This window comes from Streptomyces sp. GbtcB7, assembly GCF_019091445.1.
GTDB classification, from domain to species: Bacteria; Actinomycetota; Actinomycetes; order Streptomycetales; family Streptomycetaceae; genus Streptomyces; species Streptomyces mirabilis.
In genome coordinates, this window is record NZ_JAGXJM010000024.1 from 93,581 (window position 1) to 105,198 (window position 11,618).

General features: G+C 72.4%; 8 protein-coding genes. 3 read left to right on the plus strand and 5 right to left on the minus strand.

Annotation, left to right across the window (positions count from 1 at the left end):
• Positions 1-126: 126 nt before the first annotated feature.
• Positions 127-1,626, minus strand: a complete 1,500-nt coding sequence (gene rpsA / locus KVT44_RS33980; protein WP_075026303.1) for a 30S ribosomal protein S1 — start codon at positions 1,624-1,626, stop codon at positions 127-129.
• A 367-nt stretch (positions 1,627-1,993) separates the two neighbouring features.
• Here rpsA and KVT44_RS33985 point away from each other — a divergent pair, with 367 nt between their 5' ends.
• Together KVT44_RS33985 and hrpB are read left to right on the plus strand one after the other, a co-directional pair.
• On the plus strand, positions 1,994-2,845 hold the full coding sequence (locus KVT44_RS33985) for a class I SAM-dependent methyltransferase (RefSeq protein WP_217571238.1): 852 nt from the start codon (positions 1,994-1,996) through the stop codon (positions 2,843-2,845).
• 4 nt (positions 2,846-2,849) lie between these two features.
• Positions 2,850-5,420 carry an ATP-dependent helicase HrpB gene (gene hrpB, locus KVT44_RS33990; protein ID WP_217571142.1) on the plus strand — a complete coding sequence of 857 codons (2,571 nt, stop codon included), beginning with the start codon at positions 2,850-2,852 and terminating at the stop codon, positions 5,418-5,420.
• Here the strand turns inward: hrpB and KVT44_RS33995 are convergent.
• From KVT44_RS33995 to KVT44_RS34005, 3 genes are all read right to left on the minus strand, one after another.
• Complete coding sequence (locus tag KVT44_RS33995; RefSeq protein ID WP_217571144.1) at positions 5,410-6,402, minus strand: DUF3068 domain-containing protein; 993 nt, start codon at positions 6,400-6,402, stop codon at positions 5,410-5,412. The genes hrpB and KVT44_RS33995 overlap by 11 nt on opposite strands.
• Before the next feature lie 39 nt (positions 6,403-6,441).
• Entirely contained in the window at positions 6,442-6,576 is a 135-nt protein-coding gene (locus tag KVT44_RS34000; protein ID WP_107096558.1) for an SPW_0924 family protein, read from the minus strand.
• Between the two features lie 152 nt (positions 6,577-6,728).
• A complete protein-coding gene (locus tag KVT44_RS34005; RefSeq protein WP_217571146.1) occupies positions 6,729-8,444 on the minus strand; it encodes a lytic transglycosylase domain-containing protein in 1,716 nt (571 codons plus the stop codon).
• 256 nt (positions 8,445-8,700) lie between these two features.
• Between KVT44_RS34005 and KVT44_RS34010 the strand changes: the two genes are divergently transcribed.
• Positions 8,701-9,555, plus strand: coding sequence for a DUF4184 family protein (locus tag KVT44_RS34010; RefSeq protein WP_217571148.1), 855 nt, complete (start codon positions 8,701-8,703; stop codon positions 9,553-9,555).
• Here the strand turns inward: KVT44_RS34010 and KVT44_RS34015 are convergent.
• Positions 9,476-10,438, minus strand: coding sequence for a serine hydrolase (locus KVT44_RS34015; protein ID WP_099923202.1), 963 nt, complete (start codon positions 10,436-10,438; stop codon positions 9,476-9,478). The two genes, KVT44_RS34010 and KVT44_RS34015, sit on opposite strands and share 80 nt — an antisense overlap.
• Positions 10,439-11,618 lie beyond the last annotated feature (1,180 nt).

Genomic DNA, 11,618 nt, shown 5'->3' on the forward strand with positions numbered 1-11,618 from the left:
TTTCTGCAACCGCACACGTGCGGCCCGCTGGACGGCCGGGGAACGAAGGGGGAGCAAACGCACTGCGGGCCCGCACCCCGAAGGGTGCGGGCCCGCAGTCACGTGCTACTGGCTAGCGGTGAGCTTTCAGCTCTGGCCGCCGGCGAGCTTCTCGCGGAGGGCAGCCAGGGCCTCGTCCGACGCCAGGGCGCCGGAGGTGTCGTCCGACTCCGAGGAGTACGAACCGCCACCGGAGGCGGCCGGAGCCGCACCCGTCGAGGTGGCACCCTCGGCCTCGGCCTGAGCGTCGGCCTCGCGGGACTTGATGACCTGAGCCTGGTGCTGCTCGAAGCGCGACTGCGCCTCGGCGTACTGGTGCTCCCACGCCTCCCGCTGGGTCTCGTAGCCCTCGAGCCAGTCGTTGGTCTCGGGGTCGAAGCCCTCGGGGTAGATGTAGTTGCCCTGGTCGTCGTAGGACGCGGCCATGCCGTACAGGGTCGGGTCGAACTCGACCGAGGCCGGGTCGGCACCGAAGGACTCGTTGGCCTGCTTCAGCGAGAGGCTGATGCGGCGGCGCTCGAGGTCGATGTCGATGACCTTGACGAAGATCTCGTCGTTGACCTGGACGACCTGCTCCGGGATCTCCACGTGGCGCTCGGCCAGCTCGGAGATGTGGACCAGACCCTCGATGCCCTCGTCCACGCGGACGAACGCACCGAACGGAACGAGCTTGGTGACCTTACCCGGGACGACCTGACCGATCTGGTGCGTACGGGCGAACTGCTGCCACGGGTCTTCCTGCGTCGCCTTGAGCGAGAGGGAGACGCGCTCGCGGTCCATGTCGACGTCGAGGACCTCGACGGTGACTTCCTGGCCGACCTCGACAACCTCGGAGGGGTGGTCGATGTGCTTCCAGGAGAGCTCGGAGACGTGCACGAGACCGTCGACGCCACCCAGGTCCACGAAGGCACCGAAGTTGACGATCGAGGAGACGACGCCGGAGCGGACCTGACCCTTCTGGAGGGTGGTGAGGAACGTCTGGCGAACCTCGGACTGGGTCTGCTCCAGCCAGGCACGGCGGGACAGGACCACGTTGTTGCGGTTCTTGTCCAGCTCGATGATCTTGGCCTCGAGCTCCTTGCCCACGTAGGGCTGGAGGTCGCGGACACGGCGCATCTCGACGAGGGAAGCCGGCAGGAAGCCACGGAGGCCGATGTCGAGGATGAGTCCACCCTTGACGACCTCGATGACGGTACCGGTGACGATGCCGTCCTCTTCCTTGATCTTCTCGATGGTGCCCCAGGCGCGCTCGTACTGGGCGCGCTTCTTCGAGAGGATCAGGCGGCCTTCCTTGTCCTCCTTCTGGAGAACAAGGGCTTCGATCTCGTCACCGACGGCGACGACCTCGTTCGGGTCGACGTCGTGCTTGATCGAGAGCTCGCGGCTCGGGATGACACCTTCGGTCTTGTAACCGATGTCGAGCAGGACCTCGTCCCGGTCGACCTTCACGATGACGCCGTCGACGATGTCGCCGTCGTTGAAGTACTTGATCGTCTCGTCGATCGCGGCGAGGAAGGCTTCCTCGTTACCGATGTCGTTGACCGCAACCTGCGGAGTGGTGGCGGTGGTCTCGGTGCTGCTCGTCATGTGGGAAAGGGCTCCGGTACGGACAGAGAGTCGTAGGTACTGCTTACGCCGGGAGCCCGTTTCGCCCTGTAGAAGCCGGACAGCCAAGGAAGCGCCGAACCCGATTGCCCGGTGGCGCCTCGAAAACCGAGGGGACATACATACAGATGCGAGCGCAGCCTGCTACGTCTGAGGAGCGCAGGCCCGCAGCGCAACTTGTAGCATACGGGGGCAGCCGGGCAGGGTCAATGCGCGAAGGCGCACACCCGGGGCGGATCGCCGCAATCCCGGCACAAAACCCGTCTCACGAGGCCACGCGGGCCAAAGGCAACCCCTGCCGTGACACTCCCGAGACCGGTTGGAGCCGCAGACTAATACGAGGGAGCCGATCATCCAAGAGCCCCAGATCCACGAACCGGAACACTCCGAGGTCCGGGAGCCCGAACCCGCCGAGCCGGAGGCGACCCGGCGCGACGCGGGCGTCACGGAGAGCTCCCGCGCCAACCGCGGCTGGTGGGACCGGAACGCGGACGACTACCAGACAGAACACGGCACGTTCCTCGGCGACGACCGTTTCGTATGGGGCCCCGAGGGCCTCGACGAGGTGGAGGCCGAGCTGCTCGGCCCGCCGGAGGACCTCAAGGGCAAGGACATCCTGGAGATCGGTGCCGGCGCGGCCCAGTGCTCGCGCTGGCTGGCCGCCCAGGGGGCCCGTCCGGTCGCCCTCGACCTCTCCCACCGCCAGCTCCAGCACGCGCTGCGCATAGGCGGCGGGGTGCCCCTCGTGGAGGCCGACGCGGGCGCGCTGCCCTTCGCGGACGGCTCCTTCGACCTCGCGTGCTCGGCGTACGGCGCGTTGCCGTTCGTCGCCGACCCGGTGCGCGTCCTGAAGGAGGTCCACCGGGTGCTGCGCCCCGGCGGCCGCTTCGTCTTCTCCGTGACGCACCCGATCCGCTGGGCCTTCCCTGACGAGCCCGGCCCCGAGGGCCTGTCCGTCTCCTCCTCCTACTTCGACCGCACTCCCTACGTCGAGCAGGACGAGGAGGGCCGCGCGGTGTACGTCGAGCACCACAGGACGGTCGGCGACCGGGTACGGGACGTGGTGGCCGGGGGCTTCCGGCTGCTCGACCTGGTCGAGCCGCAGTGGCCCGCCTGGAACACCCAGGAGTGGGGCGGCTGGTCCCCGCTGCGCGGAAACCTGATCCCCGGTACGGCGATCTTCGTGTGCGTACGAGACTGAACGGGTGATCCGCTACGACGCCCTGGACGCGCTGCCCGTACGCGGCGCCCTGCCCGCCCTGCACGACGCCCTGGAGGACGGCGGCAGCGCCGTGCTCGTGGCGCCGCCCGGGACCGGCAAGACGACCCTCGTGCCGCTGGCGCTCGCCGGACTCCTCGGCGGCCCGGGTGACGGGCGGCCGGCGCGCCGGGTCGTGGTCGCCGAACCGCGGCGGATCGCCGCCCGGGCCGCGGCGCGGCGGATGGCGTGGCTGCTCGGCGAGAAGGTCGGCGAGAGCGTCGGGTTCACCGTGCGCGGGGAGCGGGTCGTGGGGCCACGCGCGCGCGTGGAGGTCGTCACGACGGGTGTACTCCTCCAACGGCTCCAGCGGGACCAGGAGCTCGCGGGCGTCGACGTGGTGGTGCTCGACGAGTGCCACGAACGTCATCTGGACGCCGACACGGTCGCCGCGTTCCTCCTGGACGTACGGGCCGCGCTCCGTCCCGAGTTGCGGCTCGTGGCGGCGTCGGCGACCACGGACGCGGCGGGGTGGGCGCGGCTGCTCGGCGACGCGCCCGTCGTCGCGGCGCAGGGCGTCTCGTATCCGGTGGAGGTGGAGTGGGCGCCTCCGGTACGTCCGGTACGGCCGCCGCACGGCATGCGTGTCGACCCGGCGCTGCTGACGCATGTCGCGTCGGTGGTGCGGCGGGCACTGGCGGAGTCCGAGGGGGACGTCCTGTGTTTCCTCCCCGGAGTCGGGGAGATCGCGCGGGTGGCGGGCGGGCTGGGGGATCTGGGCGGCCGGGTCGACGTGCTGCAGGTGCACGGGCGGGCGCCCGCCGCCGTGCAGGACGCCGTGCTGTCACCGGGGACCGGGGACCGGCGCCGGGTGGTCCTGGCGACCTCCGTGGCGGAGTCGTCCCTGACGGTTCCGGGGGTGCGGGTGGTCGTCGACTCCGGGCTGGCGCGGGAGCCGCGGGTGGACCACGCGCGCGGGCTGAGCGCGCTGACGACGGTACGGGCCTCGCAGGCGGCCGGACGGCAGCGGGCGGGGCGGGCCGGGCGTGAGGCGCCGGGGCGGGTGTACCGGTGCTGGACGGAGGCCGAGGACGCCCGTCTGCCGCGATTTCCCGCCCCGGAGATCAAGGTGGCCGACCTGACGGCGTTCGCCCTCCAGGCGGCCTGCTGGGGCGACCCTGGGGCGACGGGGCTGGCACTCCTGGACCCGCCGCCGGGCGGGGCGATGGCGGCGGCGCGGTCCGTCCTGTCGGCGGTGGGTGCGGTGGACGCGGCCGGTCGGGCCACGGAACGGGGTGTGCGCATGTCCCGGCTGGGCCTGCACCCCCGGCTCGCCCGGGCGCTGCTGGACGCGGCCCCCGTGGTGGGCGCCGACCGCGCCGCCGAAGTGGTCGCCCTCCTGAGCGAGGAGCCGCCCCGCGAGTACGGCGACGACCTGGCCGGGGCCTGGAGACTGGCCCGACGCGGCGGCGACCCCTACGCGTCCCGCTGGCGCACCGAATCCCGACGCCTGCGCTCCGCGTCGACGGGACTTTCCCAGCCACCCGCCCAGGACAGCGCCCGCGGTGAGGGGCTCGAAGGTGGTCCGTGGCCGGCCGCCGGCGGCGACGATCGCGTGGTCGCGCTGGTGGCTGCCCTGACGTTCCCCGAGCGGCTCGCGCAGGCCCAGGGCGGCTCGTACCTCATGCTGAACGGCACCCGTGCCGACATCGGTGACGGCTCGGCCCTGCGCGGCTCGCCCTGGCTGGCGGTCGCCGTGGCCGATCGGCCGGTCGGGGCCGGACACGCGCGTGTGCGGCTTGCCGCCGTCGTCGACGAGGAGACGGCACGCAGGGCCGCGGCGCCCCTGCACACCAAGGGGGACGAGGTCCACTGGGCCGACGGCGACGTCGTCGCGCGGCGGGTCGAACGGCTCGGGGCCGTGGAGCTGGCGGTGCGTCCGCTGAAGAACGCCGACCCCGGGCTCGTACGGGAGGCGTTGCTCGAAGGGCTGCGGGAGGACGGGTTCGGGCTGTTGCGGTGGTCCCCGGATGCCGAGGGGCTGCGGCGCCGGCTCGGGTTTCTGCGGCTGCACCTGGGCGACCCCTGGCCCGACGTGTCCGACGACGCGCTCCACGCGCGCGTGGACGAGTGGCTGGAGCCGGAGCTCGGCCGTGCCCGGCGGCGGGCCGATCTGGCGCGGATCGACGCCGGGCAGGCGCTGAACCGCCTGCTGCCCTGGGCCACGGGGGACGCGGCCCGGCTGGACGAGCTCGCGCCCGAGCGGATCGAGGTGCCCAGTGGGTCCAGGATCCGGATCGACTACGCCGACCCCGAGCAGCCGGTGCTCGCCGTCAAGCTGCAGGAGATGTTCGGGCTGCACGAGTCACCGGCCGTCGCCGGGGTGCCCGTGCTCGTCCATCTGCTCTCGCCCGCCGGGCGCCCCGCCGCCGTCACCGCCGACCTCGCCTCCTTCTGGAAGGACGGGTACAAGGCGGTGCGGGCGGAGCTGCGGGGCCGCTACCCCAAGCATCCGTGGCCCGAGGACCCGGCCACCGCCGAGCCGACCCGGCACACGAACGCGCGGCTCAGGCGTTGACCGGCTCCGGTTCCGCCGCCACCGTGGGGGCCGGGTCGCCGGGGCGGCGGCTGCGCGCCTCCAGGTAGAGGGAGAGGGACAGCAGAGCCGCGCCCAGGAGCAGGAAGCCCCACGGCAGGTACGACGTCAGCAGCAGGATCAGGGTGCGGTTGGACTTGACCAGGGCGACGGTGTGCTTGATGTAGTCCTCGCGCATCTTCACGTGTCCGGCGAAGGCGGTCACCTTGTCGCGGTCCCCGAGGAGGGTGCCGCCCCGCAACTCCTCCTTGTGGATCTCCTCGCCGTAGACCGGCGCCCCGGTGACCGGTTCCACCCAGAACTTGCGGACGGTCGTGTACCAGCGTGTCGTGCCCGTCTTGGCGACCGACTCCGGAGTGATGCCCTGGACCGGCATGACCTTGGGGAACTTGACCTTCGTCCAGGGGATGGTCTGCTCGAAGTAGTACACCTTGACGCCGCGGAAGGTCTGGGTGCCCTTGTAGTGGATGGGGGCCGAGGTGCGGGTCTGCGCGTCGAAGTACTCGTAGTCCCGTTTCTCCGTGTGGAAGGGCCACTTGAACTCGATGCCCTCGCGTGTGACGGGGTCGCCGTCGACGGACTCCCCGGTGGCGTGGACGGGGTCCTGGCTGTGCGCGTCGAAGATGTAGCGCTCGGGGAGCTTGGAGACCATCTTCCCGTCGGGGCCCTGGACATAGGAGAGGCTGTCCCAGACGACGACGTCGCGGCCCGCCGTCTTCTCGATGCGGTCGGAGGCCTCGACGTTGCCCTTCAGGGTCTGCACGATGGTGACCTTGGGGACCTTCTTGGCCTGCATGGTGCCGTAGTCGAGCAGGGTCGCGTCCTTCGCCTCCAGGACCATGTCCTGGTACTGGTCGGCGGGGATCTTCGCCAGCCGCGGGAAGGCGTACCAGCGCAGCAGCGGGGACAGCGCCGCGAAGAACACGGCGAAGGCGAGCAGGATCAGGCTGGCCTTGCGACGCATCTCGGCGTCCCTCCCTGAGAGTTGCGGATGCCCTGAGCGCTACGGGTGCGCGGGCACGGTCGTCAGCAGCGGCTTGGGCGAGGTCTTGCCTGCCGGTGAGCCCATGGCCGTGATCGTGAGCACCAGGGCGAACGCCACGGCGAGACCGGTCGCGGCGGCGATGAGGGCGCGCATGCGGGGCCTCCCGGGGGACGGTGGATCGAGAACTGATACCTCGTCAGATCCGGCACCGTAGCAACGGCGGGGCGAGATGAGAACACATTGCGCACACGAACGAGGGCGCCCCTCCGCCTGTCGGCGGAGGGGCGCCCTGACGCGCGTACGGCCTACGAGGCGGCCGCGGCGACCTTCAGCTCGACCGTCAGCACCGCGCCGCCCGTGGTGTTGACGCGGAGCAGGAACGTGCCGGTCGCGTCGTCCGCGTACAGCTTGGGGAGCTTGAGCACGCCGTCGGCGTCCGTCGTGAGGTCCGTGAGGGTGCGGATCGTCTTGCCGTCCGCGTCCTTGAAGTACGGGCCCTTGTCGTTCTCGGTCGCGTCGTCCGCCGACTTGATGAGCGTCGCGGTGGCCGCGACCTTGCCCGCGACGGCACCCTTGTAGGTGGCCTTCAGCTCGACCTGGTCGGCGAACTCGCCGCCCGGCACGCAGGTCAGCGCGGTGTCGCTGGTGCGGGTGAGGGTGTCGGCCTGGCGCGGGGTGACGGTGGCCGTGTAGTCGAGGCCGCCCAGCACGCGGCCCACGACGGTGGCGCGGACGGTGAAGTCGCCGGCCTTCTCCCCCGCCACGAGTGCGGGCGCGGTGGCCGTGCCCGCGCTGCCGGTGACGACGGTGGCGACGCTCTCGCCGCCGGTGAAGGTGGCGTCCGTGTCACCGATGATCGTGAACCGCACCCGGACCTTCGCCACGCCCTTGCTCGCCTTGGACTCGGCCCGCACGGCGACCTTGGTGCCGAAGGCGCTGCCCGCCGTCGCCGTGAGCTTCCCGGTGTTCGCGTCCTCCAGATGGTCCACCGTCTGGGTGGGCGTGGGAGGCGTCGGGCTCGGCGCGGGCGAACTCGGCGCGGGCGGCTTCGGGGTGGGGCTCGTCGAGCCGCCGCTGCCCGGCTTGGGGGTACTCGGCGTGCTCGGCGTACTCGGTGTGCTCGGTGTGCTCGGTGTCGCGGGCGTGGTCGGGCTGGGGCTCGCCCCGGGGTGGCTGTTGCTGCTGTTCGAAGGCAGGGTGCCCGTGCCGTCCGGGACCTCGTGGGTGCCCTTGCGGTAGTACTCCAGCCACGACAGAACCGTGTTGAGGTACGCCGTCGAGTTGTTGTAGTTCAGGATCGCGGCGTTCATCTGCGACTGCACGGACAGGTCCCGGTCGAACCGGCACAGGTAGTGGCCGGCCGCGAGCGCCGCGTCGTAGACGTTGTTGGGGTCCTTCTTGCCGTCGCCGTTGCCGTCGCGGCCCGCCCACTCCCAGGTGGAGGGGATGAACTGCATGGGGCCCACGGCCCGGTCGTAGGCGGGGTCGCCGTCGTACGCGCCGTTGTCGGTGTCGGCGATCAGCGCGAAGCCGTTGCCGTCGAGCTTGGGGCCGAGGATCGGCGAGTACGTCGTACCGCTCGCGTCGACCCGGCCGCCGCGGGCCTGGCCGGACTCGACCTTGCCGATGGCGGCGAGGAGTTGCCAGGGCAGGTTGCAGCCCGGCTTGGAGGCGCGCAGCTCGGCCTCGGCCTTCTTGTAGGCGTCGAGGACGGTCGCGGGTATGCCGGCCTCGGCCTCGCCCACGGAGACGGTCGTGCCGGTGGTCGGGCTCGCCGACGGGCTCGGGTTGGGGCTCTTCAGCGGCGGAAGGTCGGTGTAGTACGGCGAGTCGCCGGTCGCGCCGCCGCCTTCGCCGCCGGTGTTCGCGTCCCCCGATGGCTGGGCGGCGCCGGCGGCCTGTCTGCCGAGGTCGTCGGTGGTCACTCCGGGTGCCTGGGAAGCGGACAGGGCCGCGACCGCTACCGCGGCCACGGCGGTGGTCGTCGCTCCCTTGCGCAGTCTGCCGAAATGCGCCGCCATTGAGTGAACCCCTCCCGTGGACGACCGCCCGCGCACCGCGCGTTCGCTGGCTCAGTGACCCAGGCGACCCTACGACAACTTCCGTCGCCCGGGCACCCGTTCGTGCCCGATTTTCACCGGTTGGCCATGTGGGATTGTCCAAGAGAACACGCAGCTCGGGGTGGCGCCCGCGGACATTTTCATACGCCCCTCATACTGGGCGTCGGAGATCACCGGGGCCGACATATCAGACCAACGTCTGCCACAGGGGGACGCTTTGCCCTTCACCCTCAGCCACGCGGCGGCCGTACTGCCCGCCCTGCGCGGCGACGGAAGCGGCCGCGGCCGCCTCGCGCCCGCGGCACTCGTGGCCGGTTCCTTCGCCCCCGACATGACCTACTACGCGGCGAGCGTGGTCCCCGGAGCGATGGAGTTCGGCGACTTCACGCACTCGTTCACCGGTGTCCTCACCTTCGACGTACTCGTCGCCTGCGCGCTGGTGGGTGCCTGGCTGGTCCTGCGCGAACCCTTGGTGGCGCTGTTGCCACGGGCCCGTCAGGGCCGGCCCGCGGCTCTGCTGCGCTGCGGGACACCGCGCGGGCCGGTGCGCTCCTCGGCCGCACTGTGGTGGTACGCCTCCGCGGTGCTCGGCGCGCTGACACACGTCGTGTGGGACGCGTTCACGCACCACGACCGGTGGGGGGTCCGGCTCGTCCCCGTGCTGTCGCGGAACGCCGACGGCACGCCGGTGTTCACCTACGCGCAGTACGGCAGTTCGCTGGTGGGGGCCGTCGTGATCGTGGCCTTCGTGAGCGTCGCGCTGCGCCGGGCGCCCTCGGCCGAACCGGTGAGGGTGCCGGTGCTTTCGCGTTCCGACCGGTGGCTGGCCGCCGCCGTCATCGGCGGCTGCGGGCTGGTGGGCGCCGTGCAGCGGACGTCACGCTGGTGGGCCTACTGGGGCACCCGCGCGAAGCCCCGGGAGTTGATCCCGGCGCTCTGTTTCGGCGCGGGCGCGGGTCTCGTGCTCGGCTTCGCGCTGTACGCCGTCGGGGTCAGGGTGTGGCGCCCCGCTCCGGCTCGTCCCAGCCCGGCACCGGTCCGCGCGGCGCCGAACCGTCCGACACCTCGCTGATCCTGTTCTCCGGAGTGAGGCCCTGGACGGCGCCGCGTCCGCGGTTGAGGCCGCGGTGGACGGCCTGGGCGATGCGCTCGATGGTGCGGACCCCGTACGCCATCGTCGGGTTGTCGTGCGACAGGACGACGATGCGGTACGTGCGGTCGGAGCCGGTGAACACGCCGACGCTGTGGACGCGCCAGCCGTGGGTGGACCGGGGCAACCAGCCGTTCTTGATGTGCGCCTGCAGCTTCCTCGGCATGCCGGCGGGGACGCCCCAGCGTTGGTCCGCGCGGACCTGGTTGAGCAGCTTCAGGCCGTAGGCGCGGCTCTTCAGGAAGGAACCGGCGCTGGAGAGCACGCCCAGCACCCGCATCTGGTCGGCGGCCGTGGTACGGGTCAGGCCCCAGTAGCCGGCCGGGCCGAGCTCGGTGCGGCGCGTTCCGACACGGTCCAGGAAACGGCCGAGGTAGGTGCGGCCCAGGTCGTTCCACAGATGCTGGGCGGCGGTGTTGTCCGAGGTCGTGATCATGGGCTGCACGTTGGCGCGCTCCCACTCCGTGAGGGTGCGTTGCAACTCGTCCGCGCGCTGCAGTGTGGCCTCCATGATCGTGACCTTGACGACGCTCGCCGAGTCGTACCGACGCTCGCTCGCGAGGGCGCAGGTCAGGTCGCTGTTGTCGTCGCGCACCGCCACGGCGACGGTGCCCTGGCGTGACGACAGCGCCGCCCTGATGTCGCGGGACATCCGGGCGGCGAGCTCGGGGTTGCGGGTGGAACGGCAGGCCGCTGGCACCTGGGCGGTGCTCGCCCTCGCGGCCACCGCGGGTACCGGCGCGAGCAGCGCCGAGACGATGGCTGTGGCCATGGCCGTGCGACGGTGAAGCATGTGTATACCCATGCCCGCATCCTTGCGGTCACCTTGCGCGGGGGGCGTCTTTGCGAGGGCCACGCGAGTGACGGTTCCCTCCGGGGGCTGAGCGGACCCCCCTCCCCTGCGCCTCCGGCCCACCGGAAAGGGCTCATGCCCTACGGGCAGCCAGCGCAAGGACTTCACCCTGCGGGCAGCTCGCAAGACGGGGCGGGGGGCGACTTTCCCTGCGGGCGGCTCGCACGACGGGGCTGAGGCAGCCATTCCCTGCGGGCGGCTCGCACGGCAGAGCGGGAGGCCACTTTCCCTGCGGGCGGCTCACAAGGCGGAGCGGGGGCGGCTCTCCCTGCGGCGGCTCGCACGGCGGGGCTGAAGCTGACATTCCCTGCGGGCGGCTCGCACGGCAGAGCGGGAGGCCACATTCCCAGCGGGCGGCTCGCAAGGCGGAGCGCGGGGGCGACTTTCCCTGCGGCGGCGCGCAAGACGGGGCGGGGGGCGACTCTCTCTGCGGGTGGCGCGCACGACGGGGCTGAAGCTGACATTCGCTGCGGGCGGCTCGCAAGGCGGAGCGGGGGGCGGCTCTCCCTGCGGCGGCACGCACGGCGGAGCGTGGGACGACTCTCCCCGCGGGCGGCTCGCACGGCGGAGCGCGGGGCGGCTTGCGCCGCAAGCTCCGGCGAGGGGGGTGCCCTGTGGTCGGGGGCTTCCCCTTGCGGGGTGGGGCATCTGTCCACATCGGCGCGCAAGCCGCCCGCAGGGCAGCCGACGCCGGGAGCAGGCGGAGCCACGACCAGCGCCACCCGGGACCGAACCGGCCCGGCCCGGCCCGGCCCTGCGCTGGGCCGGGGCCGAGACCCGCGGCCGGGGCCGGGACCCGAAGCCGAGGCCCGGACCCGAAGCCGAAGCCGAAGCCGGGACCCGGGACCGGGCCCGAGGCCAGGACCGACGCCGGGGCCGGGACCGGGGCCAGGACCGACGCCAGGGCCGGCCCCAAGGCCCACGCCGGACCCGGGCCCGAGGCCGGAACCGGGGCCGGATCGAAGTCGGGACCGAGGCCGGAGCCCGGGGCGCGAGGCCTGGGGCCGAGACCGAGCCCGACGCCGGGGCCCTGGGCCGGGACCGAGGCCAGGACCCGGGACCCGGGACCCGGGACCGGAACCGGGACCGGCGCCGGGGCCCTGGGCCGGAACCGGGACCTGGACCGGAACCG

What these genes read in the sequence shown, in the direction of transcription:
- rpsA (WP_075026303.1), bottom strand. Translation starts at nt 1,626, where the DNA reads ATGACGAGCAGCACCGAGACCACCGCCACCACTCCGCAGGTTGCGGTC.
- KVT44_RS33995 (WP_217571144.1), bottom strand. Translation starts at nt 6,402, where the DNA reads ATGCGTCGCAAGGCCAGCCTGATCCTGCTCGCCTTCGCCGTGTTCTTC.
- KVT44_RS34000 (WP_107096558.1), bottom strand. Translation starts at nt 6,576, where the DNA reads ATGCGCGCCCTCATCGCCGCCGCGACCGGTCTCGCCGTGGCGTTCGCC.
- KVT44_RS34005 (WP_217571146.1), bottom strand. Translation starts at nt 8,444, where the DNA reads ATGGCGGCGCATTTCGGCAGACTGCGCAAGGGAGCGACGACCACCGCC.
- KVT44_RS34015 (WP_099923202.1), bottom strand. Translation starts at nt 10,438, where the DNA reads ATGGGTATACACATGCTTCACCGTCGCACGGCCATGGCCACAGCCATC.